General features: G+C 67.6%; 28 protein-coding genes and 1 tRNA gene. 18 read left to right on the top strand and 11 right to left on the bottom strand.

Going from position 1 to position 25,291, the window contains the following annotated elements; genetic code table 11:
- Nucleotides 1-14: 14 nt before the first annotated feature.
- A complete protein-coding gene (locus OU682_RS05835; protein ID WP_268941138.1) occupies nt 15-1,271 on the bottom strand; it encodes a helix-turn-helix transcriptional regulator in 1,257 nt (418 codons plus the stop codon).
- A 181-nt stretch (nt 1,272-1,452) separates the two neighbouring features.
- On the opposite strand from OU682_RS05835, the gene OU682_RS05830 reads away from it, so the two are divergent.
- The 5 genes from OU682_RS05830 to OU682_RS05810 all read left to right on the top strand — a co-directional run bounded on the left by OU682_RS05830 (nt 1,453) and on the right by OU682_RS05810 (nt 6,537).
- Nucleotides 1,453-2,850 (top strand): helix-turn-helix domain-containing protein, encoded by a 1,398-nt coding sequence (locus OU682_RS05830; RefSeq protein ID WP_268941137.1) that lies wholly within the window; start codon nt 1,453-1,455, stop codon nt 2,848-2,850.
- 188 nt (nt 2,851-3,038) lie between these two features.
- The gene (locus OU682_RS05825; RefSeq protein WP_329609786.1) at nt 3,039-4,328 is read left to right on the top strand and encodes a DUF5930 domain-containing protein; all 1,290 of its coding nucleotides are present in this window, start codon (nt 3,039-3,041) and stop codon (nt 4,326-4,328) included.
- Nucleotides 4,318-4,806, top strand: coding sequence for a bactofilin family protein (locus tag OU682_RS05820; RefSeq protein ID WP_268941135.1), 489 nt, complete (start codon nt 4,318-4,320; stop codon nt 4,804-4,806). The genes OU682_RS05825 and OU682_RS05820 overlap by 11 nt, the downstream gene beginning before the upstream one ends.
- A gap of 158 nt (nt 4,807-4,964) precedes the next feature.
- Nucleotides 4,965-5,813 (top strand): fumarylacetoacetate hydrolase family protein, encoded by an 849-nt coding sequence (locus OU682_RS05815; RefSeq protein ID WP_268941134.1) that lies wholly within the window; start codon nt 4,965-4,967, stop codon nt 5,811-5,813.
- 1 nt (nt 5,814) lies between these two features.
- Nucleotides 5,815-6,537: an SDR family oxidoreductase gene (locus OU682_RS05810; protein WP_268941133.1), complete on the top strand. Its 723-nt coding sequence runs from the start codon at nt 5,815-5,817 to the stop codon at nt 6,535-6,537.
- On the opposite strand, the gene OU682_RS05805 is transcribed toward OU682_RS05810, so the two are convergent.
- The 4 genes from OU682_RS05805 to OU682_RS05790 form a co-directional block, all read right to left on the bottom strand.
- Entirely contained in the window at nt 6,534-7,322 is a 789-nt protein-coding gene (locus tag OU682_RS05805) for a DUF2189 domain-containing protein (RefSeq protein WP_268941132.1), read from the bottom strand. The genes OU682_RS05810 and OU682_RS05805 overlap by 4 nt on opposite strands.
- Before the next feature lie 72 nt (nt 7,323-7,394).
- The gene (coaD, locus tag OU682_RS05800; RefSeq protein ID WP_268941131.1) at nt 7,395-7,889 is read right to left on the bottom strand and encodes a pantetheine-phosphate adenylyltransferase; all 495 of its coding nucleotides are present in this window, start codon (nt 7,887-7,889) and stop codon (nt 7,395-7,397) included.
- A 79-nt stretch (nt 7,890-7,968) separates the two neighbouring features.
- Nucleotides 7,969-8,430 (bottom strand): CBS domain-containing protein, encoded by a 462-nt coding sequence (locus tag OU682_RS05795; RefSeq protein WP_268941130.1) that lies wholly within the window; start codon nt 8,428-8,430, stop codon nt 7,969-7,971.
- A 56-nt stretch (nt 8,431-8,486) separates the two neighbouring features.
- On the bottom strand, nt 8,487-9,398 hold the full coding sequence (locus OU682_RS05790; protein ID WP_268941129.1) for a LysR family transcriptional regulator: 912 nt from the start codon (nt 9,396-9,398) through the stop codon (nt 8,487-8,489).
- A 98-nt stretch (nt 9,399-9,496) separates the two neighbouring features.
- Between OU682_RS05790 and OU682_RS05785 the strand changes: the two genes are divergently transcribed.
- The 6 genes from OU682_RS05785 (at nt 9,497) to OU682_RS05760 (ending at nt 15,799) form a co-directional block, all read left to right on the top strand.
- On the top strand, nt 9,497-10,996 hold the full coding sequence (locus OU682_RS05785) for a CoA-acylating methylmalonate-semialdehyde dehydrogenase (protein WP_268941128.1): 1,500 nt from the start codon (nt 9,497-9,499) through the stop codon (nt 10,994-10,996).
- Between the two features lie 178 nt (nt 10,997-11,174).
- Nucleotides 11,175-12,305: a carboxylate-amine ligase gene (locus OU682_RS05780; protein ID WP_268941127.1), complete on the top strand. Its 1,131-nt coding sequence runs from the start codon at nt 11,175-11,177 to the stop codon at nt 12,303-12,305.
- Nucleotides 12,306-12,379: 74 nt separating this feature from the next.
- Nucleotides 12,380-13,525, top strand: a complete 1,146-nt coding sequence (locus OU682_RS05775) for an acyl-CoA dehydrogenase family protein (protein ID WP_268941126.1) — start codon at nt 12,380-12,382, stop codon at nt 13,523-13,525.
- A gap of 2 nt (nt 13,526-13,527) precedes the next feature.
- On the top strand, nt 13,528-14,535 hold the full coding sequence (locus OU682_RS05770; RefSeq protein WP_268941125.1) for an enoyl-CoA hydratase/isomerase family protein: 1,008 nt from the start codon (nt 13,528-13,530) through the stop codon (nt 14,533-14,535).
- A complete protein-coding gene (gene mmsB, locus OU682_RS05765; RefSeq protein ID WP_268941124.1) occupies nt 14,532-15,398 on the top strand; it encodes a 3-hydroxyisobutyrate dehydrogenase in 867 nt (288 codons plus the stop codon). The genes OU682_RS05770 and mmsB overlap by 4 nt, the downstream gene beginning before the upstream one ends.
- 86 nt (nt 15,399-15,484) lie before the next feature.
- Entirely contained in the window at nt 15,485-15,799 is a 315-nt protein-coding gene (locus OU682_RS05760; RefSeq protein WP_268941123.1) for a hypothetical protein, read from the top strand.
- A gap of 17 nt (nt 15,800-15,816) precedes the next feature.
- Here OU682_RS05760 and OU682_RS05755 read toward each other — a convergent pair.
- Together OU682_RS05755 and OU682_RS05750 are read right to left on the bottom strand one after the other, a co-directional pair.
- Nucleotides 15,817-15,890: transfer RNA gene (locus tag OU682_RS05755), tRNA-Gly, on the bottom strand.
- Between the two features lie 41 nt (nt 15,891-15,931).
- Nucleotides 15,932-16,384: a nucleoside deaminase gene (locus tag OU682_RS05750; RefSeq protein WP_268941122.1), complete on the bottom strand. Its 453-nt coding sequence runs from the start codon at nt 16,382-16,384 to the stop codon at nt 15,932-15,934.
- A gap of 110 nt (nt 16,385-16,494) precedes the next feature.
- Between OU682_RS05750 and OU682_RS05745 the strand changes: the two genes are divergently transcribed.
- On the top strand, nt 16,495-18,117 hold the full coding sequence (locus tag OU682_RS05745) for a pseudouridine synthase (RefSeq protein WP_268941121.1): 1,623 nt from the start codon (nt 16,495-16,497) through the stop codon (nt 18,115-18,117).
- Nucleotides 18,118-18,176: 59 nt separating this feature from the next.
- Here OU682_RS05745 and hemP read toward each other — a convergent pair whose 3' ends face one another.
- The gene (gene hemP / locus OU682_RS05740) at nt 18,177-18,353 is read right to left on the bottom strand and encodes a hemin uptake protein HemP (RefSeq protein ID WP_268941120.1); all 177 of its coding nucleotides are present in this window, start codon (nt 18,351-18,353) and stop codon (nt 18,177-18,179) included.
- A gap of 129 nt (nt 18,354-18,482) precedes the next feature.
- A complete protein-coding gene (locus OU682_RS05735; RefSeq protein WP_268941119.1) occupies nt 18,483-19,400 on the bottom strand; it encodes a zinc ABC transporter substrate-binding protein in 918 nt (305 codons plus the stop codon).
- An 87-nt stretch (nt 19,401-19,487) separates the two neighbouring features.
- Between OU682_RS05735 and OU682_RS05730 the strand changes: the two genes are divergently transcribed.
- From OU682_RS05730 to OU682_RS05705, 6 genes are all read left to right on the top strand, one after another.
- The gene (locus OU682_RS05730) at nt 19,488-19,985 is read left to right on the top strand and encodes a Fur family transcriptional regulator (protein WP_371832211.1); all 498 of its coding nucleotides are present in this window, start codon (nt 19,488-19,490) and stop codon (nt 19,983-19,985) included.
- The gene (locus OU682_RS05725; RefSeq protein ID WP_268941118.1) at nt 19,982-20,764 is read left to right on the top strand and encodes a metal ABC transporter ATP-binding protein; all 783 of its coding nucleotides are present in this window, start codon (nt 19,982-19,984) and stop codon (nt 20,762-20,764) included. Before OU682_RS05730 ends, OU682_RS05725 begins: the two co-directional genes overlap by 4 nt.
- Complete coding sequence (locus tag OU682_RS05720; protein ID WP_268941117.1) at nt 20,764-21,546, top strand: metal ABC transporter permease; 783 nt, start codon at nt 20,764-20,766, stop codon at nt 21,544-21,546. Before OU682_RS05725 ends, OU682_RS05720 begins: the two co-directional genes overlap by 1 nt.
- Before the next feature lie 198 nt (nt 21,547-21,744).
- Nucleotides 21,745-21,954 (top strand): hypothetical protein, encoded by a 210-nt coding sequence (locus OU682_RS05715; protein ID WP_371832210.1) that lies wholly within the window; start codon nt 21,745-21,747, stop codon nt 21,952-21,954.
- A 105-nt stretch (nt 21,955-22,059) separates the two neighbouring features.
- On the top strand, nt 22,060-22,482 hold the full coding sequence (locus OU682_RS05710; protein WP_268941115.1) for a hypothetical protein: 423 nt from the start codon (nt 22,060-22,062) through the stop codon (nt 22,480-22,482).
- A 59-nt stretch (nt 22,483-22,541) separates the two neighbouring features.
- Nucleotides 22,542-22,817, top strand: coding sequence for a hypothetical protein (locus OU682_RS05705; protein ID WP_268941114.1), 276 nt, complete (start codon nt 22,542-22,544; stop codon nt 22,815-22,817).
- 3 nt (nt 22,818-22,820) lie between these two features.
- Here the strand turns inward: OU682_RS05705 and OU682_RS05700 are convergent, their stop codons facing one another.
- Together OU682_RS05700 and OU682_RS05695 are read right to left on the bottom strand one after the other, a co-directional pair.
- On the bottom strand, nt 22,821-23,183 hold the full coding sequence (locus OU682_RS05700; protein ID WP_268941113.1) for a response regulator transcription factor: 363 nt from the start codon (nt 23,181-23,183) through the stop codon (nt 22,821-22,823).
- 68 nt (nt 23,184-23,251) lie between these two features.
- On the bottom strand, nt 23,252-25,045 hold the full coding sequence (locus tag OU682_RS05695) for an MFS transporter (protein ID WP_268941112.1): 1,794 nt from the start codon (nt 25,043-25,045) through the stop codon (nt 23,252-23,254).
- Between the last annotated feature and the right edge of the window lie 246 nt (nt 25,046-25,291).

Here is a 25,291-nt window from a genome sequence, read left to right as displayed (position 1 = left end):
TGTCAAACCTGTCTTCAGGCCGTGGCCAGGATCGAGGGTTCGCGACGCGCCGCGCAGTCGGCGCGGGGGCAGATGCGGCAGGCGGGGCCGATCAGCAGGTCGGGGCGGGTGGGCACGCCCGGCTCCTCGGGCAGGATCAGCATCTGCGCGCGGGTCAGGACCGGGCCGTCCACGCCCAGCGGCTGGTGACGGGTGGCCAACGACAGCGTACGGAACCGGCGCCCCGAGGGTGCCTCGACCCGTTTCGCAATCGCGGTCTGGGGCGAGGCCAGCGCCTGGAACAGCGGCCAGATCGCGCAGGCATCGCCCGGCCGGGGCAGCGGAAAGCCCGGTGCCGGACGGCGCAGCGTCAGCGCCCCCGATCCGTCGCAGACCAGCAGCCCGGCGGATTCGAAGCCCGCGGGCTTCAGCACCGCCAGGCGCCGCATCACCAGATCCAGCGGCAGGCGCAGCCGGTCGGCCATGCGCATGGGGTCGGGATCCTCGGCCGCGGCTGCCAGCGCGTCGTCGGGCAGGGCCGCGCGCTCTTGCTCCATCCGCCGCAGATGGCCCTGCGCCAGGGCCCGCGCGGCGTCCGACGCCAGATCCTCCGCCTCCTCGATCGGCGGCGCACCGGCGGCAAGCCAGGCCTCGACCTCTTCCTGCGGGGTAAAGATCGCGCCCTGCGTGTCGAAGCTGTCCAGATAGGCGACCAGCGCCTGCGCGGTGCTGGACAGGCGCAGGCTATCCTCGTCCAGGTTCGCTTGGAACCTTGCGCGCCAGTCCGGCGGGATCTCGCCCCCCTCGGCCAGGATCGAGGCGGTGGACCGGACCGAGGTCACGGCCGACAGCACCTCGTGCAGGGTGGTCAGCAGATAGGGGTCCTGCGTCATCCGGTCGGACAGGGTGACAAGCTGGCGCTCCAGCGCATCTGCCCGGCGCGCCGTGGCGATCAGCGCCGAGGCCCAGCCGGGAAAGCGGGCCAGCAGTTCAGGCGCCTGCTCCACTTCGGCGGCGACATCGTCGGGCAGGCGCACCGCGGCCTCGCGCAGCGCGGCGATCAGCGATTCCTCCCGCCCTTCGGCCAGTTCGGCCGCCGAAACCTCCAGCGCGGCGGCAAGGCGGACAACCAGGTGGTCGCCCACGGGCCTGCGGTTATGCTCGATCAGGTTCAGATAGGCGGCCGAGATGCCCGCCGCGCGCGCCACATCCGCCTGCCGCCGCGACAGCGCCAGGCGGCGCTCGCGGATGCGGGTTCCGGTCAGGATGCGGCTGCCACCACGCTGCTTCATGGCCCGATCAAAGCCCGGCGGCGCGGATCGCGCAAGGCGCAACGATATCTTAGGCTTTTTGCGCCAGGGTGGACCCATGATCCTGACCCGCCCCGCCCCCGCCCCCTGTCCCCCGATCAAGGCTCTTGTCCGGGACGCTTTGCAAAGGCTAGTGCAACCTTTGCAAAGAGGGGGAAGCAGGATGGCCATTCAGAAGATCTATGCAGGTGCCTCGCTGCGCGAAACACGGGCGCGCAGCGGGGTGACGCAGAAGCAGTTCGCCGAACGGCTCGGCGTGTCCCTGCCCTATCTGTCGCAGATGGAAAACAACCACCGCCCCATTTCGGTCGGGGTGCTGCTGCGGCTGGCGCAGGAGTTCGGCGTGGACCTGTCCACCCTTTCGGCGGGCGATGCCGAGCGCATGGTCATCGACATGCAGGAGGCCTTGGCCGACCCCCTGTTCGACGCGATCCCGCCCCTGGCCGACCTGCGCCTTGCCGCGACCAATGCGCCGGTGCTGGCCCGCGCGTTCCTGGACCTTTACCGCGCGCACCGGCAGGGCCAGGAACGGCTGGCGGCGCTGGACGAGGCGATCGGCGCATCCGGCCAGAACGCGCTGTCCACCCCGTGGGAGGAGGTGCGCGACTTCTTCCATTACTGCGACAACTATATCGACGCCGTGGACCGCGCCGCCGAACGCTTTGCCTGCCCGGACGGCAAGCGGCTGGACCCGTGGGAGGCAGGCGTGGCCGCGCTTGCGCAGCGCGGGATCCGCGTGACGCGCACGGAACTGCCCGCCAATGCCGTCTTCCGCCGCGCGGGCAACGACATCCAGGTCAATGCCGCCGCCGAAGGCCCCAGCCAGGTCTTCCAACTGCTGCACCTTGTCGCCCTGGAACGGCAGGCCGACCTGCTGGAGGCGACGCTGGATCTGGCGCGCTTCCGCAGCCAGACGGCACGGGATGTCGCGCGGGTGGGCCTTGCCAACTATTTCGCGGGCGCGGCGCTGATGCCCTATCGCGTCTTCCTGGCTGCCGCCCAGGCCGAGCGCCATGACCTGGAACGGCTGTCGCACCTCTTTGGCGCCTCTCTGGAACAGGTGGCGCATCGCCTGTCCACCCTGCAGCGCCCGGGGTCCAAGGGGGTGCCCTTCTTCTTTGTCCGCGTCGATCAGGCGGGCACCATCACCAAGCGCCACTCGGCCACGCGCCTGCAATTCGCCCGCTTCGGCGGCGCCTGCCCCTTGTGGAACGTCCATCAGGCTTTCGAGCAGCCGGGCCGGTTCCTGCGCCAACTGGCGGAAACGCCCGATGGCGTGCGCTATCTGCTGATGTCGCGCGACGTGTCCAAGCACGCCGGCGCCTTCAACGCCCCGGTCCGCCGCTTTGCCATCGGCCTGGGCTGCGAGGTGACCCATGCGGGCGCGGTCGTCTATGCCGATGGTCTGGACCTGACCAAACCGCGCGCCTTCGAGCCCATCGGGATTTCCTGCCGGATCTGCCCCCGGCCCGACTGCCACCAGCGGTCTGTTCCCCCGATCGACCGCCCGCTGCGGATTCCTGCGGACCGACACGGACCCCTTCCCTATGAAATCCTGTGACATTTGGCACAATATCTGGTGTTTATCGGCGGATTATCGCTACCCGAGGCGAGGTTCCGCGCATCAAGGGAACCAAATTCCCGAGGTCTGTTGCCAGGAAGGCACAGTTGGGGTTTACCCCCTTCGAACTGGAACCAGCTTGCCCGACTCAACCGGGGCGCGACGTTGAGGGATCCGAATTGCCAAACGTGACGAACCGCCTGAATGCCTCGCTGGCACGACTTCTGCCGGAAAAGCGGCTGGTCCTGGGATCCGAGGGCAACGCCCGGGTCGTTCGCCTGCGCCCCGCGACCCAGCTGGCCGCTGTCAGCGGCATCACCCTGGCCTTCGGCTGGACGCTGGTGGCCAGCTCGGTCCTGGCCATCGACGCCATCAGCGCGGGTTCGTCGCGCGACCAGATCATCCGCACCCAAGCCGCCTTCGAGGAACGCCTGACGGAGCTGTCGCAGGAACGCGATGCCCGCGCCGCCGAGGCGCTGGCCGCGCAGAACCGCTTCGCCGTCGCGCTGGAGCAGGTGTCGCAGATGCAGTCGCAGTTGCTGGCATCCGAGGAACAGCGCCGCGAACTGGAAGCCGGGCTGGATGTGGTCCAATCCTCGCTGCGCGATGCGCTGGCCAAGCGCGATGGCGACCAGAAGGCGGTGGCCGAGGCCGCCGGATCGGACGCCGATCCCGCCCGCCGGGACGAGGTCACCGCCGCCCTGGACATCGTGACGGGCGAGCTGCGCCAGGCCGCGGACGAACGCGCCAGCGCCGTGCAGGAAGCCAGGGAGGCCAAGCGCGAGGCCGAGGACCTGTCGGTCGAGCGCGACCAGATCCTGGCCCGCAACGACGAGATCCTGACCCAGCTGGAAGACGCCCTCAGCATTTCGGTCGAGCCGCTGGACGATGTGTTCCGGTCCGTCGGCATGAATCCGGACGATGTCCTGGAAACCATCCGCGAGGGCTATTCCGGCCAGGGCGGCCCGTTGACGCCCATGTCCTACTCGACGCGCGGCGACGCGGCCTTGACCCACAGCGAGACAAAGGCGAACCAGATCATCGTCACGCTGGACCAGATGAACACCTATCGCATCGCGATGGAAAAGCTGCCGCTGGCGATGCCGGTGAAGCAGTCCTTCCGCTACAGTTCCGGCTTCGGGCGCCGCTGGGGCCGCGCCCATGAAGGCATCGACATGGCAGCCCCGGTCGGCACGCCGATCCATGCGACCGGCGACGGCGTGGTGACCTATGCGGGCCGGCAGGGCGCCTATGGCAACCTCATCAAGATCGAGCATGAGCTTGGGGTCGAGACGCGCTATGGCCACCTGTCCCGGATTCGGGTCAAGGTTGGCCAAAGGGTGTCGCAAGGCGAGCGGATCGGTGATATGGGCAATACCGGACGCTCGACCGGGCCGCATCTGCACTATGAGGTGCGCATGAAGGGTCGGGCCGTTGACCCGATGAGCTTCATCAAGGCTGCAAGCAATGTTCAGTAAGACCCGCGTGACCGACAAACCGCAGACGCCCCCTGCCCCCACCCCGCCCGACGCGCCCGCACCTGCCGCCCCCAGCTTCGAGCGGAGCGAACCCGCGGCCGCGACGCCCGCGCGCCGGACCGCGCCGTCGATCCTGTCCTCGGACCTGACGGTGGTGGGCAATATCCGCACCGAAGGCGACATCCAGGTCGAGGGCACCATCGAGGGCGACATCCGCGCCCACCAACTGGTGGTCGGCGAAAGCGCCACCATCCGGGGCGAGATCGTGGGCGACGAGATCGTGGTGAACGGCCGCGTGATCGGACGCGTTCGCGGGCTGAAGGTGCGTCTGTCGGCCAGCGCGCGTGTCGAAGGCGACATCATCCACAAGACCATCGCCATCGAATCCGGCGCGCATTTCGAAGGCTCGGTCCAGCGGCAGGAAGACCCGATCGCCAACGGCCCGACCAAGAAGCTTGCACCCCCCGCCTCGGAATGAGCCTTTTCGCCTGACGTGACGGCCCGCCCTTCGCGGGCCGTTTTGCGTTGCGGCCTGCCGACTTTCGCCGCCTGCCGCATAAAGCATCTGGCGATCGGGCGAAATCGCGCGCCGCGACATGGGCTAGGCTTGGCGCGGTTTCACAAGGGGGATGAGGGATGAAACTTGTAAGATACGGCGACAAGGGGGCCGAGCGTCCCGGGATCCTGGACGCCGACGGACGGGTCCGCGACCTGTCGGCCCATGTCGCGGATATCGGCGGAACCTGCCTGACCCGCGACGGGCTGTCGGCGCTGCGCGCGCTGGATCCGGGATCGCTGCCCCTTGTTCCGGGCCTGCCGCAGCAGGACCTGCGGCTCGGTGCCTGCGTGGGGAGCGTCGGCAAGTTCCTGGCGATCGGGCTCAACTATGCCGACCACGCCGCCGAGGCGGGGATGGAGGTTCCGGCCGAGCCGATCCTGTTCAGCAAGTGGACCAGCTGCATCGCCGGGCCGGACGACGACCTGCATCTGCCCCCCGGCTCGACGGCCACCGACTGGGAGGTCGAGCTGGGCATCGTCATCGGCGACGGCGGGCGCAACATCGCGCCGGATCAGGCGGCGCGGCATATCGCGGGCTATTGCGTCATCAACGACATCAGCGAACGTGACTGGCAACTGCGGCGCGGCGGCACCTGGGACAAGGGCAAGGGCCATGACGGCTTCGGCCCCATCGGGCCCTGGCTGGTGACGGCGGACGAGATCCCCGACCCCCGCGCCCTGCGCCTGTGGCTGGAGGTGGACGGCCACCGCCATCAGGACGGCACGACCGCGACGATGGTCTTCGGTCCCGAGGGCATCGTGTCCTATACCTCGCGCTTCACGACGCTGCAGCCGGGCGACGTGATCGCCACCGGCACGCCCCCGGGTGTGGGCATGGGGCAAAAGCCGCCGGTCTACCTGCGCGCGGGCCAGATCATGCGGCTCGGCATCGACGGCCTGGGTCAACAGCAGCAAAGGGTCATCTGAGATGAGCGAGGCGCGATCCATCATCATCACCGGCGCGGGCAGCGGCATCGGGCAGGCCACCGCGCGGCGCTTCCTGGCGGCAGGCTGGCGGGTCGCGCTTCTGGGCCGCAAGGCGGATGCGTTGAGGGAAACCGCCGGCAGTGACCCCGCGCTGATCCTGCCCTGCGATGTGACGGATGAAGGGGCCGTGGATTCGGCCTTCGACCATTGCCATGCCGAATGGGGGCGGCTGGACGCGCTGTTCAACAATGCCGGGCGCGGCGCGGACCCTGCCACGCCCGACGCGATGGATCCGGGCACCTTCCGCGACGTGATCGCGGTCAATGTGACGGGCATGTTCCTCTGCGCCCGCGCGGCCTTCCGGCTGATGCGCGCGCAAGCCCCGCAGGGCGGGCGGATCATCAACAACGGGTCCATCTCGGCCCATGCCCCGAGGCCGGGATCGGTGGCCTACACGGTGTCCAAGCACGCCGTGACCGGGCTGACCAAATCGCTGTCGCTGGACGGGCGGCCCTTCGACATCGCCTGCGGCCAGATCGACATCGGCAACGCGGCGACGGAACTGCTGACCCGGGTCAGCACCAACGCGCCCGACGCCGAACCGCTGATGGACGTGGCGGTGGTCGCCGATGCCGTCCTGCACATGGCGGGGCTGCCAAGGGGCGCGAACGTGCAGTTCATGACGGTGATGGCCACCAACATGCCCTTCATCGGGCGCGGCTAGCCGGCCATCACCCGGCGATAGATGTGCCAGCTTGCGTGCCCCAGCACCGGCAGCACGATCAGCAGTCCCAGGAAGGCCGGCAGCATGGCCAGGAACAGCGCGCCGGCAATCAGGGCCGCCCAGACGGCCATCACGCCCGGACTGGCCGCCACCGCCTGGCACGAGGTGATGATGGCGGTGATGAAATCGACCTCCTTGTCCAGCAGCAGCGGCAGGCCGACGACCGTGAAGGAAAACAGCACGGCGGCGAAAATCCCGCCGATCACCGTGCCGAGGATGAGCATCGCCAGCCCCCTGCCCTGCAGCAGAACCTCGGCCGAACTGGTGATGTTGGTCATAGCCGACACGCCCATGAACACCGCGAAGACCGTGTGGGCCACGAAGACCCAGAATATGAACAGCATCAGGATCACCATCGCCATCGACGGGATCTGGCGATTGCGCTGTTCGAAGACCACGCGAAGGATGCGGGCGGTCTCCAGGGGCTCTCCCGCCTCGATCCGGCGGCTGACCTCGTAAAGGCCAACGGCGGCAAAGGGGGCGATCAGGGGAAAGCCCAGGATGAAGGGCATCAGCCACCAGGCCCGCCCCGAGGCGAAGGCGACCGAGGCGAGCGCCCACCCCCCCAGCACGTAGAAGGCGGAAAAACCCAGCCCATAGGCGGGCACGCGGCGGAAATCGCGCCAACCCCGCGCCAGCGCGTCGGACAGGTCGGACAGCGCGATCTGGCTGGGCTCGGGCAATTCGTCGGGATAGGCAGGCAGGCGCTGGTCGGACTGGGTCACGACTCCCTCCGAGGTTCAAGAACAGCGCGCGTTCGACAAGGATGCTAGCACCGTGGCGTCTTGCTGCAAGCCTTATCCGCGATAGCGTTGCTCCAGTGCCTCCTGGACGGGGGGCGTCACGAATTTCGACACGTCGCCGCCAAGGCGCGCGATTTCCTTGACCAGCTTGGACGCGATGGCCTGCCGCCGGGCATCGGCCATCATGAACACGGTCTCGATGCTGGCATCCAGGGCGCGATTCATCCCGACCATCTGGAATTCGTATTCGAAGTCGGCCACGGCGCGCAGGCCGCGCACGATCACGGACGCGCCCACGTCGCGGGCGCAGTCGATCAGCAGGTTCTCGAACGGATGGACGACGATCTCGCCTGCCGTCCGGGCGGCGATCTGGTCGCATTCGGCCTGGACCATGGCGACGCGGCTTTCCAGGCCGAAAAGGGGCGACTTGTCGCGATTGATGGCGACGCCGATGACAAGGCGGTCCACCAGGGCCATGGCGCGCTGGATGATATCGACATGGCCCAGCGTGATCGGATCGAATGTGCCTGGATAAAGACCGATGCGCATGAACGGACGCCCTTATTCTTGCCTGCCCTGCCGTGGCAAAGCCGATTTCTGCCCGGATTGCAAGCGATTGCGCCGCTCGTCAGGCGCCCATGATCATGCCGGTCAAGGCCTCTTTCTCGGCCGCGAGTTCCTTCAGCCGGCCGCTGACCGCATCGCCGATCGACACCACGCCCAGCATGTTGCCGTCCTGGTCGACGACGGGCAGGTGGCGGAAACGGCCCTGGGTCATCCGTTCAAGGATGACCAGCGCGTCATCCCCCATGGCGCAGGTCTGCACCTCGCGGGTCATCACCTCGGCGATCGGAGTGGACAGCATGTCCGGGCCGTGCGCGCCAAGCTGGCGGACAATGTCGCGTTCGGACAGGATCCCCTGCGGCTTCTTGCCATCGTCCGATACGACAACGGCGCCGATGCGCTTTTCTGCCAGCACCTTCACGGCCTCGCCCAGGGTCGCGTCGGAGCGGATGGTCAGGATCGTCTGCGCCTCGATCCCCGGCTTGCCCGAAGTGGATTTCATCGACAGCAGCTGATTGACAAGCATCGGGCGTCCTCCTGAAGGCTTCGATATGTCCATCATTTTCGCCTAATCGTGATCCGTCAAGTGCGACAAAGGCGCGGAGCGGAAAGCAGGGCCTCCAGGCGCGCGACCTCGGCCCGCAGACCCTGGGCCAGCAGGTCCGCCAGAAGGGACAGCCGGCGCGACGCCCGGTCGTCGGCATGGCGAATCAGCCAGAAGCTGCGCTTCAGCGCTATGCGGTCGGGCAGGACCAGCCGGACGCCGGGCGCGAAGGGAATGGCGAAGTCGTGGACGATGCCCAGCCCCGCCCCCGCGCGGATCGCCTGCATCTGGACGGAAACCGAATTCGAGGTGATCGCCGCGCTCTCGGCCCCGGTTTCGGACAGGTAATCCAGTTCCCGGTCGAAGATCATGTCGGGGATATAGCCGATCATCCGGTGATGCCGCAGGTCGGCCAGGTCGCGGATGGGCGGGGCGTCGCGCAGATAATCCTCGTGCGCGGCCAGATGCAGGTGGTAATCCGTCAGGCGCTGCACCGTCAGGCGGCCCGTGTCGGGGGGCGAGACGGCAACGGCCATGTCGGCTTCGCGTTTCGTCAGGTTCACCACGCGCGGAAGGGCGACGATCTGGATCTCCAGCCCCGGATGGGCGGCGCAAAGATCGCGCGCCACCTGCGGCAGCAGATAGTTCGCGCAACCGTCCGGCGCGCCGACGCGAAGCTGGCCCGTCAGCCCGGCTTCGCGGCGCACGGCCTCGGCCGCGGCATTGGCCCCCTGCTCGGCGACCTCGGCCGGGGCGACCAGCCGCGCGCCCTCGGCCGTCAGGGCATAGCCCTGCGGCGTCTTGGCGAACAGCGCGGCGCCGACCGAGGCCTCCAGCCGCGCGATGCGACGCCCGATGGTGGATGCGTCCATGCCAAGCCGGCGCCCCGCGCCTGACAGGCTTTCCGCCCGCGCGACCGCCAGAAAGATGCGCAGATCGTCCCAGTCCACCCTGTAGCCTTTGCAATAATGCAAAACGTCTTTGCCATCCTTCCTCTTTATCCGGCAATTCCGCAAGCCTAGGCTGCGCCCCAACCAAGGAGGATGCGATGAAAGAGATTCACCACTGGATCGACGGCAACGAATACAAGGGCACGTCGGGCCGCTTCAGCGATGTCTTCAATCCGGCCACCGGCGAAATCCAGGCGAAGCTGTCGCTGGCCACCAAGGCCGAGCTTGACCACGCGGTTGAACGCGCCGCCGTTGCCCAGGTGAAATGGGGCGCCACCAACCCGCAGCGCCGCGCCCGCGTGATGATGGAGTTCGTGCGGCTCATCAACCGCGACATGGACAAGCTGGCCGAGGTGCTGTCATCGGAACACGGCAAGACCCTGCCCGACGCCAAGGGCGACGTGCAGCGCGGGCTCGAGGTGATCGAGTTCTGCATCGGCGCCCCCCACCTGCTGAAGGGCGAATTCACCGACAGCGCCGGTCCCGGCATTGACATGTATTCAATGCGCCAGCCCCTGGGCGTGGTGGCGGGCATCACGCCCTTCAACTTCCCGGCCATGATCCCGCTGTGGAAGCTGGGCCCCGCGCTGGCCGCCGGAAACGCGATGATCCTGAAGCCGTCGGAACGCGACCCCTCGGTCCCGCTGATGCTGGCCGCGCTGCTGCAGGAAGCGGGCCTGCCCGCTGGCGTGTTGCAGGTCGTCAATGGCGACAAGGACAGCGTGGACGCGATCCTCGACAATCCGGTGATCCAGGCCGTGGGCTTCGTGGGTTCCACCCCGATCGCGCAATACATCTATGAACGCGCGGCGGCGACCGGCAAGCGGGCGCAGTGCTTCGGCGGCGCCAAGAACCACATGATCATCATGCCGGATGCCGACATGGACCAGGCCGCCGATGCCCTTGTGGGCGCCGGGTATGGCGCGGCGGGCGAACGCTGCATGGCGATTTCGGTCGCGGTGCCGGTGGGCGACAAGACGGCCGACGCGCTGATCGAGCGCCTGATCCCGCGGATCGAGAAGCTGAAGGTCGGCCCCTATACGGCGGGCGACGACGTGGACTATGGCCCGGTCGTGACCGCAGCCGCCAAGGCCAACATCCTGCGGCTGGTCCAGTCCGGCATCGACCAGGGCGCCGAACTGGTCGTGGACGGCCGCGACTTCAACCTGCAAGGCTACGAGAACGGCTTCTTTGTCGGCCCGCACCTGTTCGACCGCGTGACCCCCGACATGGACATCTACAAGACCGAGATCTTCGGCCCGGTCCTGTCCACCGTCCGCGCGGGTTCCTATGAAGAAGCCATCGGCCTGGCGATGAGCCACGAATACGGCAACGGCACCGCGATCTATACCCGCGATGGCGACACCGCGCGCGATTTCGCCAGCCGCATCAACATCGGTATGGTGGGCATCAACGTCCCGATCCCGGTGCCGCTGGCCTATCACACCTTCGGCGGCTGGAAGAAATCGGGCTTCGGCGACCTGAACCAGCACGGGCCCGACGCCTTCCGTTTCTATACCCGGACCAAGACGGTGACGGCCCGCTGGCCTTCGGGCATCAAGGAAGGCGGGGAATTCAACTTCCGCGCCATGGAGTGAAACGGAAAAACGGCGGGGATTTCCCCGCCCTTCTTGCCACAAGCCTTTCTTCCCCCTGCGGGGAGCAACGCTTCCTGTTGCGCGACACTCCCCGGCCTGGCGCTTTGTGGGGCCGCGTCCGGAACTTGTGCCGCCGGTGATCGCTGTGTGCTGACAACGATCCAGAGCAAGGCAGCCCATGACCGACCACCCCGACTTCACCCTTGGCATCGAGGAGGAATACCTTCTGGTCGATCCCTCGACCGGCGATCTGGCAGCCGCGCCCGACGCGCTGATGGCGGAATGCAAGGCGGCCCTGGGCGACCAGTTCAGCCCCGAATTCCTGCGCTGCCAGGTCGAGGTCGGAACGCCGGTCTCGGCCAGCATCGCCGAGGCGCGACAGCACCTGGCGCATCTGCGGCGCACGGTTGCCCATGTCGCCGGGAACCACGGGCTGGCGCCGATCTCGGCCTCTTGCCATCCCTTCGCGGACTGGCGCGAGCAGCACCATACCGACAAGGACCGCTACAACCAGCTGTCGCGCGACCTGGCGGCGGTGTCGCGGCGGATGCTGATCTCGGGGATGCATGTCCATGTGGGGATCGGATCGCAAGCCCAGCGCATCGACCTGATGAACCAGATGACCTATTTCCTGCCGCATCTGCTGGCGCTGTCGGCTTCCAGCCCCCTCTGGCAGGGCAGCGACACGGGGCTTGCCTCCTATCGCACCACCGTCTTCGGCGGGATGCCCCGGACGGGCCTGCCCCCGCAGTTCGGAAGCTGGGACGATTTCCACCGGTCCGTCTGCGCGCTGACCGATCTGGGCGTGATCGAGGACAGCAGCAAGATCTGGTGGGACCTGCGCCCCTCGTCGCGCTTCCCGACGCTGGAAACGCGGGTCTGCGACGCCTCGCCCCGGCTGGAGGACACGGTCACCCTGGCCGCGCTGATCCAGGCCACGCTGCGGATGCTGTGGCGCTTGTCGCGCCAGAACCAGCGCTGGCGGCAATACGACAACTTCCTGATCGCGGAAAACCGCTGGCGTGCCGCCCGCTATGGCATGACCGAGGGCATGATCGACTTTGGCGCCGGGCGGGTCATCCCCTTTGCCGAGGTCGTGGAGGATTGGCTGGCGCTGATCTCGGGCGACGCCGATGCCCTGGACAGCCAGCCCCATGTCGCCCGGGCGCGCGACATCGTGGCCCAGGGCGGATCGGCCGCTTGCCAGCGCGCCGTCCTGTCGCGCGCCACTGCCGCCGGCGCCACGCCGGAGGAGGCGATGCGCGAACTGGTCCGCCACCTGGTGCAGGAATTCCACCACGGGCTGTAACCCTTGCCAAGGCGCCCCATCCCGGGCAATTAAACGGCTGTTCAATTTGCAATCGTCCGGGGAGGGATGGGCGCATGGACTTCGCCTTGACCGAGGAACAGCAGGCCATCGTCGATCTGGCGCGCGATTTCGGGCAGGACCGCATCGCGCCCCATGCCCGCGATTGGGAAGCGCAGGGCACCATCCCGCGCGAGCTGTGGGCGGATGTGGCCGCCCTGGGCTTCGGCGGACTTTACGTGGCCGAGGAGCATGGCGGCGCGGGCCTGTCGCGGCTGGACGGAACGCTGGTCTTCGAGGCGCTGGCGATGGCATGCCCGTCGGTCGCGTCCTTCCTGTCGATCCACAACATGTGCGGCGGCATGATCGACAGGTTCGGATCGGACGCCGCCCGCGCCCACTGGCTGCCGGGGCTTTGCAGCATGGAGACGATCTTCAGCTATTGCCTGACCGAGCCCGGCAGCGGATCGGACGCCGCCGCCCTGCGCACGCGGGCGGAACGGACGGATGCGGGCTGGCAGCTGAACGGAACCAAGGCCTTCATCTCGGGCGGGGGCTATTCGGACGCCTATGTGGCCATGGTCCGCACCGGAGGCGAAGGGCCGAAGGGCATCAGCGCGGTGATCGTGCAGGATGGCACCCCCGGACTGTCGTTCGGCGCACCCGAGGACAAGATGGGCTGGCGCGCCCAGCCCACCGCCCAGGTGCAGTTCGACGATTGCGACATCCCCGCCGAAAACCTGCTGGGCGAGGAAGGACGGGGCTTTGCCTATGCGATGGCGGGGCTGGACGGCGGGCGGCTGAACATCGCGGCGGCGGCACTTGGCGGGGCGCAGGCCGCGCTGAACGCGACGCTGGCCTATATGGGCGAACGCCGCGCCTTTGGCCGGTCGCTGGACCAGTTCCAGGCGCTTCAATTCCGGCTGGCCGAGATGGAAACCGCACTGCAATCCGCGCGCATCTTCCTGCGCCAGGCGGCATGGAAGCTTGACACGGGCGCGGCGGATGCGACCAAATTCTGCGCGATGGCCAAGCTGCACGTCACTGACCGCGCCTTTGATGTCGCAAATGGCTGCCTGCAACTGCATGGCGGCTATGGCTATCTGGCCGATTACGGGATCGAGAAGATCGTGCGCGACCTGCGCGTGCACCAGATCCTGGAAGGCACCAACGAGATCATGCGCCTGATCGTCGGACGGGCGATGCTGGCCGAACGGGGGTAGAATTGGACGACCTGAACATCCGCAAATCCGGCCACGCCGGGCGCATCACCTTTACCCGCCCCAAGGCGCTGAACGCGCTCAGCCACGACATGGCACTGGCGATCCACCGCACCCTGGACGACTGGCGCGACGACCCGCAGGTGGACCTGGTCATCATCGACGCCGAGGGCGATCGCGCCTTTTGCGCGGGCGGCGACATCGCGGCGGTGTATCGCGCCGGGCTTGCGGGAAATCATGCCCTGGGGCAGCGCTTCTTTGCCGACGAATACCGCATGAACGCGGCCATTGCCGATTACCCGAAGCCCATCGTCGCCTTCATGCAGGGCTTCGTCATGGGCGGCGGCGTGGGCGTCGGCGGCCATGCCAGCCATCGCATCGTGGGCGACACCACGCAGATCGCCATGCCCGAGTCAGGCATCGGCCTCATCCCCGACGTGGGCGGCACCTGGCTTCTGTCCCGCGCGCCGGGCCGGATCGGGGAATACCTGGCGCTGACCGGCGCCCGGATGGGCGCGGGCGACGCGATCCATGCGGGCTTTGCCGATACCTATATCCCCGAGGACCAGTGGCCCGACCTGATCGCCCGGCTGGAGGACACGGGCGACCTGTCCCTGATCGAGGGCCAGGACGCCCCAACCGCCCCCCTGCGAACCAGCGACCTGTCTGCCTTTGCCGAAGACACCGTGGCCGACATCATCGACGCGCTGGAGCAGGCTGGCGATGCCCAGACCCTCAAGGTGCTGGCCGGCAACTCTCCCCTGTCGATGGCGGCGGGGCTGGCGATGGTGCGTGCCGCGCGGCATGACAGCCGGATGCAGGACTCTCTGGCCCGCGAATACCGCTATACCTGGCGTGCGACGCGCGAGACCGATTTCCTGGAAGGCGTGCGTGCGCAGATCATCGACAAGGACCGCAAGCCGAAATGGATGGCCGACGCCAGCCCCGACCATGTCGCGGCGGTGCTGGCGCCCCTGGGAGCCCATGAACTGACCCTGAGGGAACCGGCATGAAGATCGCCTTTATCGGCCTTGGCAACATGGGCGCGCCGATGGCGCTGAACCTCGCCCGCGCCGGGCATCAGGTCGCGGGATTCGACACCGCCGCCCGGCCCCAGGGCCTGGACCTGGCCGACAGCGCCGCCGCTGCCGCAACGGGCGCCGATGTCGTCATCACCATGCTGCCCGACGGCCGGATCCTCGGCGCAGTCGCTAAGGAAGTCATCCCGGCCATGCGGCCCGGCGCGGTCCTTTGCGACTGTTCCACCGTGGATCTGGACAGCGCCCGCGCAGTGGCCGCCCAGGCGCAGGCGGCGGGGCTTGGCGCCTTGGACGCGCCGGTCTCGGGCGGGGTCGGGGGCGCGCAGGCCGGCACGCTGACCTTCATGGTCGGCGGTTCCGAGGAGGCCTTCGCGACCGTCCGGCCGCTCTTTGACATCATGGGCCAGAAGGCGGTCCATTGCGGCGCCTCGGGTGCCGGCCAGGCGGCCAAGATCTGCAACAACATGATCCTGGGCGTCACCATGATCGCCACCTGCGAGGCTTTCGCCCTGGCCGACAAGCTGGGGCTGGACCGGCAGAAAATGTTCGATGTCGTCTCGACCTCCTCCGGCTCCAGCTGGTCGATGAACACCTATTGCCCTGCCCCCGGCATCGGGCCGAAGTCCCCCGCCGACAACGACTACAAGCCCGGCTTTGCCGCCGAACTGATGCTGAAGGACCTGAACCTGTCGCAGGCCGCCGCATCATCGGCGGGCGCCGACACGCCGATGGGCGCGCTTGCGCGGCAGCTTTACCGGCAGTTCGTCGAGGAAGAAGACGGGCGCGGCCGCGACTTCTCGGCAATGTTGCCACGCTTCGTCGAAAAAAACCGCTAGCGCGGCGGAACCCCTGCCTCCGGCGGAACCCGCCCGGCCCCTGTCAGGTTTTCCCCCTGAGACAACGAACTGCCGTGGACGAGATGATGACAGGCAAACTGATCGCGATTGCGGCTGCCTCTGTGACAGCGGTCATCGGGGCGATTTACGCCGACCACGGCCCGCAGGCGCAAGGCGCGCCGGATCATGCGCTTCGGCCGTCGCCTTTGCCTGTCCTGGCGCCGGGCGATGTGATTCCCGCCGATCAAGTCGACTTCATCGAACGTCCCGGTCATTACGGGCTTGGATCAGGGGTGCGCGGCAGCCGCTATGCCATCGTGGGCGATCACCTGGTGCGCATCGACCCCGAAACCCTGCAGCTGAAATCCATCCTGCGCAGCGACGTCAACGCCGCCGACTGACCGCGTCGGAGAGGGGATGGAGCGGGTGATGGGAATCGAACCCACGTATTCAGCTTGGAAGGCTGCTGCTCTACCATTGAGCTACACCCGCGTGGAGGACGGTATAGGCGACGCGCGCGAGGCGCGCAACCGTCATCGACGGGTCTGGAAGAACCCCTTCAGCAGCGCCCGCGCCTGATCCGCGCCAAGTCCGTCATAAACCTGCGGGCGATGATGGCATTGCGGGTGCTCGAACACCCGGGCGCCATGTTCGACGCCGCCCATGCGCACGTCGCTTGCCCCATAATACAGGCGCCCGATCCGCGCGGCGGAAATGGCGGCGGCGCACATCGGGCAAGGCTCCAGCGTGACCCACAGGTCATGGCCGGGCAGCCGCTCGGAGCCCGCAGCCCGGCAGGCCTCGCGGATCGCCAGGATCTCGGCATGGGCAGTGGGGTCCGCCAACTCGCGCGTGCGGTTGCCCGCCGCCGCCGCCACGCGCCCGTCGGGGGCCACGACCACCGCGCCCACCGGAACCTCGCCCCGGTCGGCTGCGGCCCTTGCCTCTGCCAGGGCCAGCGCCATATGAGAGGTGAAGAGGCTCATGCCCCGCTTGTCGCAAGGGCGACGACGCCGCGCAAGTCGCCCTTTCCACAGCCCCGCGCTTTCGCTAGAAGCGCGGTTTTTGCCACCGCAGCGATGCGCAGGAGATCGCCATGACCGACGACGCCACCCCTTCCACGACCCCCGCCCCTTCCGCGACCCCCGCCCCCGAACAATCCCCCGGACAATCCCCCGACCGCATCGCCAAGGTGATGGCCCGCGCAGGCATCGCCAGCCGCCGCGAAGCCGAGCGCATGATCACCGAGGGCCGGGTCACGGTGAACGGGAAGAAGATCGACAGCCCCGCCCTGGACGTGCTGCCGACCGACCGCATCACCGTGGATGGCAAGAAGCTGGACGAGCCGCAGGAAACGCGGCTGTGGCTGTATTACAAGCCGATCGGCCTGGTGACGTCCGAGGCGGACGAAAAGGGCCGCCAGACGGTGTTCGACGCCCTGCCCCGCGACCTGCCGCGCGTGATGACGGTCGGGCGGCTCGACCTCAATTCCGAAGGGCTGCTGCTGCTGACCAACGACGGAGAGCTGAAGCGGCGGCTGGAGCTTCCCTCGACCGGCTGGCTGCGGCGTTACCGCGTGCGGGTGAACGGCACGCCCAGCGACCTGACCTTCGCGCCGCTGCGCCGGGGCGTGACCATCGAAGGCGAGGATTTCGCCCCGATGGAGATCAAGCTGGACAGCCAGCAGGGCGCAAACGCCTGGCTGACCGTCGGCATCCGCGAGGGCAAGAACCGCGAGATCCGCCGCGCCATGGCCCATGTCGGCCTGCAGGTGAACCGGCTGATCCGCATCGGCTATGGCCCGTTCAAGCTGGTGGGCATGGAAAAGAACGAGGTAGTCGAGGTGAAGCGCCGGGTCCTGCGCGACCAGCTTGGCGGTCTGCTGACGGGCGAGGAAACCGCGCCCAAGGACCGCGAGATGCGTCCCCGCGGCGCCGAGGGCCCGCGCAAGCCGCGCCGCGAGGAGGGCGAAGGTCCGCGCCGCGCCCCCCGGCCGCTGGCGGCAGGCGAGGAAGGCGAGCGCCGTTTCGCCCGCAAGCCTGCGGGTCCGCGTGATGACGCGGATCGTCCTGCCCGCTCTTGGGGAGACAAGCCCGGCAAGCCGCGCTTTGGCGGCGACGACGCCGACCGGCCGCGTTTCCGTGGCAAGCCCGGAGCGGCCCGGGAAGACGGCGATCGCCCGGCGCGGCAATGGTCGGGCAAGCCCCGCCCCGAAGGGGCCGAGGATCGTCCGCGTTTCGCCAAGCCCGCACGCGACGGACAAGGCGGCAACTGGCGGCGGGACGGAGACAAGCCCGGCTTCAAGCCGCGTAGCGAAGGCCGCCCCGAAGGGGAACGTGGCTTCAAGCCCCGTGGTGAGGGCAAGCCAGGTGGCGAACGTGGCTTCAAGCCGCGTGGCGAAGGCCGCCCCGAAGGCGAGCGTGGCTTCAAGCCGCGTGGTGAGGGCAAGCCAGGTGGCGAACGTGGCTTCAAGCCGCGGGGCGAGGGCCGCCCTGAAGGCGAACGTGGCTTCAAGCCGCGTGCCGAGGGCAAGCCGGGCGGCTTCGGGCCGCGCGGCGACGGAAAGCCCGGCGGTGACCGCAAGCCTTTCGGCAAACCCGGCGGGCCAAAGCCGGCGCGCGGCGGTTCGGGCGACCAAGGGTCCCGCTTCACCGACAAGCCGCGCGGGCGTCCTGCCGGCAAACCGGGTGGCCGTCCGGGGGGCAAGCCGCGCGGCTGATCCGCGCCGCCTGCATCCGGCGGCCTTGCGTCGCAGCCTGATCCGGGCCGAAGGAAGGTCTACTTCGTCAGGATCAGCTTGCCGGCGCGGGTGATGCGCAACTGGTAGATCTGGTCGTCGAGGATGATCAGCGCCTGGTTGCCGCCCCGCGTCAGCGTGGTCGCGTCATGCTGCGGAATACGCGCCAGGACGCTGGTAGCCGGTTGCTGGAAATCTGCGGGACGCGCAGCGGTCATGGTCAGCCTCTTGGGGTTAAGCCTTCACTGCCCGAAATCTGACAAATTCCGTCTGGATTGTCAAAGTAAAAGACTCGGATATCTGCCCGACAGGATGTGTCAGGCAGAAAACCGTCTCCCCACAGACACTTACCGCTGAGTCAAACAGGCAGCCAGCGAGAGCCCCATTTGTGTCATGATCGACGTATAAAGATCATTTCCCCCTGTCAGATCACCGCCCTCGGGGGAAAGTTCCTTGCCCAGGCGGACATCGCTCCCCTCGATGACGGCCTGCACCAGCTTCGGATCGCTGCCATATTCGGGAAAGGCGCAGGCCGCGCCCGTTTCGGCGATTTCGTCGCGGATGGCGGCCAGACGCGCGGCCGAGGGCGTGCTGGCATCGCCAAGCGAAACCGGAATGGCCGGGCGCAAGCCAAAGTGATCCGTGAAATAGCCATAGGCATCGTGGAAGACCACGAAGCTGGCATCCCTGTAGGGCGCGAGTTGCGCCTGCAGCTCGGCATCCAGATCCGCGACGCGCTGCGCCGCAGCCGTGGCGTTCCGGGCATAAAGGTCGGCATTGCCGGGATCGGCCTCGGCCAGCGCCTCGGCAATTGCCGTCAACCACAACTGCGCATTGGCCGGATCCAGCCAGGCGTGGGGGTCGGTGCCGTCATGGCCATGGTCGTGCTCATGCTCATGGTGATGGTCGTGGTCGTGCCCGCCATCGCCGCCATAGCTGCGCAGATGCGTGCCGGGCACCTCCAGCAGGCGAAGCTGCGCCGCGCCGCCGGCCAGCGAAGCGGCGGATCTATCCAGCCAGGGCGTCAGTTCCGGCCCGGTCCAGACCAGCAGCCCGGCGTCCTGCAGGCTCCGCGCGTCCGAAGGCCGCATCTGGTGGTGATGCGCGCTGGCCCCCTGCGGCAGCAGAACCCGGACCTGCCCGTCATTCCCCAGTACCTGCTGGACCAGCGATCCGGTCACCGGCGTATCCACCACCACCTGCGGCGGCTCGGCCAGGGCGGGGGCGGCAGCCAGAAGGGCCAGCAAGGAAAGCATCATGCGCATGGGTCGTTCCCTGTTCGTTGATTGCAGGACCGTTCCATTTCATGTTACATGATAACAAGTCAACCAACTTGTGATAAAGTAACGCTCGTGACCGACGACTGCGACAGAACGACCCCGGCCTTCGCCCCCCACGACCACCGCGCCTGCGAAGCCCGTGCGCTGGACGAGGCCGCGGGCAGGCTTGCCGAACAGGGTGGCCGCATGACTCCGGTGCGCCGCCGCACGCTGGAGATCCTGCTGGAATCGCACCGCGCCATGGGCGCATACGAGGTGCTGGACCGTCTTGCCGCCGAAGGCTTCGGCCACCAGCCCCCGGTTGCCTATCGCGCGCTGGACTTCCTGGTCGAGCATGGCCTTGCGCACCGCCTGCAGCGGCTGAACGCCTTTGCCGCATGCCTGCATCCAGGCCATGACCACGCGCCCGCCTTCCTGATCTGCCGGGCCTGCGACAAGCTGGCCGAACTGCCTGCCGCCCCGGTGCGAACGGCCTTGTCCAATTTGGCGGCCGAGACCGGCTTTGCCGTCGAACGCGTCACCATTGAGGCGCTTGGCCTCTGCCCCGCCTGCGCCGAGGCGGGGGCATGAGCGCGCTGATCGAGGCCCGGGGCCTGACCATCCAGCGCCCCGGCAGCCATGAGACCGTGCTGCAGAACGTCGATTTCCGCATCGGGCCGCAGGAAATCGTCACCGTTGTCGGGCCGAACGGGTCGGGAAAATCCTCGCTGGTGCGTGCCCTTCTGGGGCACATGCCGCTGGCGGCGGGCCGGGTCGTGCGCAAGCCAGGCCTGCGCATCGGCTATGTCCCGCAGCGGGTGCAGGTGGACACCACCATCCCCATCACCGTGCGGCGCTTTCTGTCCCTGCCCCGGCGCATTTCCGATGATGTCGCGGCAAGGGTCCTGACCCGCACCGGGGTCCAGGGGGTCGAGGCGCGCCAACTGACGCAGTTGTCCGGCGGGCAGTTCCAGCGCGTGCTGCTGGCCCGCGCGCTGCTGCACGACCCGCATCTGCTGGTTCTGGACGAACCCACGCAGGGCCTGGACCAGCCCGGCATCGTCGCCTTCTACAAGCTGATCGAGGAGGTGCGCCGCCAGACCGGCGCGGCGGTGCTGATGGTCAGCCATGACCTGCTGGTCGTCATGCGGGCGTCCGACCGGGTGATCTGCCTCAACGGGCATATCTGCTGCGAAGGCACGCCCCAGCATGTCAGCACCGCACCCGAATACCGCGCCCTGTTCGGCGCGGGATCCGAAGGCACGCTGGCGCTGTACCAACACCATCACGACCACGACCACGACCACGACCACGACCACGGGCATGGGCACGGCCCCCACCCCCACCACCACCATGCCGAGGCCCCCTGATGCTGGACGACTTCTTCACCCGCGCGATTCTGGCGGGGCTTGGCGTCGCGGCGGTTGCCGGGCCGCTTGGCAGCTTCGTGGTCTGGCGGCGAATGGCCTATTTCGGCGACTCCACCGCCCACGCCGCGATCCTTGGCGTGGCGATCAGCCTGGCCTTCAACGCCTCCATCTATGCGGGCACGCTGCTTGTTGCCCTGGCCATGGCGCTGGTGGTCTCGGCCCTGGCCACGCGCGGGCAGGCGATGGACACGATGCTGGGGGTGCTGTCCCATTCCGCGCTGGCCATCGGGCTGGTGGCGATCAGCTTCGTGCCGCAGGCGCGGTCGGATCTGTCGGCCTATCTGTTCGGCGACATCCTGGCCGTGGGACGCGCCGATCTGGCGCTGATCTGGGCGGGCGCAGGCGCGGTCCTGACCTTGCTGGCCTGGCGCTGGCAGCGGCTGCTGACGGCATCGCTGAACGAGGAACTGGCGATGGCCGCGGGAATCGATCCGCGGATCGAACGCCTGGTCCTGTCGGTTGCCCTTGCGGTTGTGGTGGCGCTGTCGATTCGTGTCGTGGGATCGCTGCTGATTTCTGCAATGCTGATCGTTCCCGCGGCAGCCGCCCGCGGATTGTCGCGCACGCCCGAACGCATGGTCGGCAATGCCACGCTGATCGCCGCGCTTGCCGTGTTGGGCGGGCTGACGGCCAGCCTGCGTCTGGACACGCCCGCAGGCCCTTCGATCGTGGCCGGAGCGGCGGCGATTTTCGGAATTTCGCAGGTGTTTCGGCGTGGCTAGTGCAGGAATGCCACAGCCCCGCCAGAGTGCCATTTCCGACCGGAACCGAGCGACCCGAAGGGTGTTGGCCAATATGCAACAGTCGGCACAAGCCAGCGACGGATTTGAATCAATGAAGCTTTCAAACAGTCGGGGATTGTGTAACTGTCGCCTCGATGTTGCCGGTGACGGCAGCTTTCAACGAAACGGAGCATGATCATGACCAAATTTGCTACCTTTGCTGCCGCTCTCGGCCTGACCGCTTCGTCGGCTCTGGCTGGTGGCTATGTCGCCCCCGTCGTCGACGTCGAACCCGTCGTTGTGGAAGAAAGCCCCGCCACGACCAACGCTGGCCTGGTTGTCCCGGCCCTGCTGCTGCTGGGCGTCATCGCCGCCGTCGCTTCGGACGACGACGACGACGACAGCTGATTTCTGAACGGAACTTCGGGTCCGTCAGGTATAAGGGCTGGCCTTGCGCCAGCCCTTTTTCGTTGCGCGCTCGACACCCTGCCAAGGGAAGCGTAGCATGACGCCATGCGGCAACGCGTTGGGGTGATCATGCGCCGGTTTCTGATCCTGGTCCTGCTTGCCATGCCCGCACCGGCGCTGGCCCAGTCCCAGACCGAGGAAGGACTGGGCCTTGTCGAACGCGGCTTGGGCATCATTGCCGAAAACCTGTGGAACGAACTTGGCCCCGACCTGAACCGGCTTGGCCAGGACATGGGCGGCGCCCTGGCCGATCTTGCCCCCATGCTGGATGATCTGGCGGTGCTGGTGGATGACCTCGGCAATTACGAGGCGCCCGAGCGGCTGGAGAACGGCGACGTGCTGATCCGCCGCAAGGCCGACGCGCCGCCCCCGCCAGCCCTTGGGGAAACGCTGCGGGCACCCGATGATTCCTCGCCCGCCCTGCCCGAGATCCCGATCAACCCAGACCAGCCCGAAATCCCGCTGTGACCCGCTGGACTGCGCCGCGGCGCGCGGTCTAGTTTGTGGAAAAGACAGGGGGATGTATGATGGCGGACCTGCTGGCGGCCCAGGCTGGGGATGTGTTCCGGATCGGCCTGCTGATTGCGCTTCTGCTGACAACGCTGCGCAACAGGCCAGTGACGGGGATATTGCTGCCGCTGGCGGCGGGGGCCGTCTTCGTCGCGGTAATCATCCCGCTGACAGGGGCCATGACCCGTCCCGAGCCCTTGTCCATGCAGGTGCTGGCCGGGCTGGCGGTGAATGCGGTCTATCTTTGTCTTGGTCTGGCCGGATGGTCGCTGTGGCAGGCCCGACGCCGCTGATCCTCAGCTCAGCAGCCGCGTCATCTCGGCCCGCAGTTCCGACAGCTCGAACGGCTTGGCGATGAAGCCGTCCGCACCCAGGGCAAGGCCGCGGCGGCGTTCGACAACCGATCCGCGCGCGGTCATCAGCAGGATGCGCACCCCGGACAGGCCGGGATCCGCGCGCAGGACCGCGACGACCTCGTATCCCGACATGTCGGGCAGCATCACGTCCAGAAGGACAAGGTCCGGGCGTTCGTCACGGATCGCGGCCAGGGCGGCACTGCCTTCCGACAGGCGGGAATGGGCATGCCCGTCGCGGGCCAGCAGGAACTCCAGCGCGATGGCGATGTTGTCCTCGTCCTCGACAACAAGAATCCGGGCCATGGGCCGCGCCTTCCCGATCTGAAAAGGTGACGGCGGGCCGGGATGATCCGGCCCGCCCGATGGCAGGATCAGACGCCGTCGTCGGCGAAGATGTTCTTCTTGTGGGTGTTGTTCGGCACGAAGATGGTGCCGATGATCACCGTCATCACCGCGATCACGATCGCATACCACAGGCCCGCATAGATGTTGCCGGTCTGGGCCGAGATCGCGAAGGCCGTCGCCGGCAGCAGGCCCCCGAACCAGCCGTTGCCGATGTGATAGGGCAGCGACAGGCCGGAATAGCGGATGCGGGTCGGGTAAAGCTCGACCAGCTGCGCCGCGATCGGGCCATAGACCATCGTCACCAGCACGATCAGGAAAGTCAGGATCAGCACTACCCTGATGTTCTGGCCGTTGAAGATGTCGAAGAAGTGGTCGGCCTTGGCGACGGTCGTGTTGTCGGCGGCCGTCAGCGGATAGCCCGCCGCCGTCAGCGCGGCGTTGATTTCGGACGTGAAGCGCGCCTTTTCCGCAGCCAGCGCATCGCCGGTCAGCGCATTGCCGTCATAGGACTGCACCACCGTCTCGCCCACCTTGACCGAGGCCACGGTGCCCGCCGGCGCATCCACGGTTTCCGAGTTTACGGAGGATTTGGACAGCGTTGCCTTGACGACATCGCAGCTGTTGTTGAACTGCGCCGTGCCCACCGGGTTGAACTGGAACGAGCAGTCGTCCGGCGCCGCGGTCACCGTCACGGGGATCTGCTGGGCCGCGTGCAGCGCAGGGTTCGCGACCGCCGTCAGCATCGGGAAGACCCACATATAGGTCAGCGCGGCCAGCGCGCAGCCGCCCAGGATGATCGGCTTGCGGCCGATACGGTCGGACAGCGAGCCGAAGAAGATGAAGCCCGCAGTGCCCAGGATCAGCGACCAGGCGACAAAGACGTTGGCGCTGAACTGATCGACCTTGATCACGTTCTGGATGAAGAACAGCGCGTAGAACTGGCCCGAATACCAGACCACGGCTTGTCCCGCCGTCAGGCCCAGCAGCGCGATCAGGGCGATCTTGCCGTTGCGCCAGTTGCCGAAGGCTTCCTTCAGCGGCGCCTTGGACTGCGCGCCTTCCTCCTTCATCTTCTTGAAGGCGGGGGATTCGTTCATCTGCAGGCGGATATACAGCGATATCAGCAGCAGGAAGACCGACCCCAGGAACGGGATGCGCCAGCCCCAGGCCTTGAAGGGCTCCAGCATGACCTGCGCGCCGGTGGCGTCCAGAAGCGGCTGGCCGTCAAGGCCAAGCTGCGGAACGGCAGGATAGTTCGCGTTGACATAGGACGTGACCAGCAGGATCACGACCAGCGACAAGAGCAGGCCCAGGGTCGCCGTGGTCTGGATGAAGGACGTGAAGTAGCCGCGCTGGCCCTGCGGCGCGTGTTCGGCCACATAGACCGCCGCCCCGCCGTATTCGCCGCCAAGCGCCAGGCCCTGCAGCATCCGCAGCGCGATCAGGATGATCGGCGCGGCGATGCCCCAGGAGGCATAGCCCGGCAGCAGGCCGACTAGGAAGGTCGAGAAGCCCATGATCAGGATGGTGGCCAGGAAGGTGTATTTCCGGCCGATCAGGTCGCCCAGGGCGCCAAAGACCAGCGCGCCGAAGGGACGGACCAGGAAGCCCGCCGCGAAGGCCAGCAGCGCGAAGACGTTGCGCGTGGCTTCCGGAAAGGCGGTGAAGAACTGCGCCCCGATGATCGAGGCCAGAGAGCCATAAAGATAAAAGTCGTACCATTCGAAGATGGTGCCCGCGGAAGAGGCCAGGATGACCTTCTTTTCCTCGGACGACATGGGACGCGAACGGGTCGTCGCGTCGGGCGATGCGTAAGCCATCAATCCTCCTCCTGTTGAACCAGCGGGTCGCTGGCATGGGGCCCGACGGTCAAGCCTTCTTCGGTCGCGTCCCCGGGGTAGCAGGGCGCGTGCGCGGGATTGCTCGTCAGGCAGGTATGGCGACGCCCGGTCCTCCTCTCCGGATGCCGCCCTTTTTCGCTGCACACGGGCCGCCCCCCTCCGCGGCCTTTTTGTCAGCCTCGGTTCATGCGGTTGGCGATCAGGTCGTCGACCACCTCGGGCTCG

Source organism: Paracoccus benzoatiresistens (genome assembly GCF_026913015.1).
Lineage (GTDB): Bacteria > Pseudomonadota > Alphaproteobacteria > Rhodobacterales > Rhodobacteraceae > Paracoccus > Paracoccus benzoatiresistens.
The sequence above is the reverse complement of the archived record's forward strand: the minus strand, read 5'-3'. Positions and strand labels throughout refer to the sequence as shown.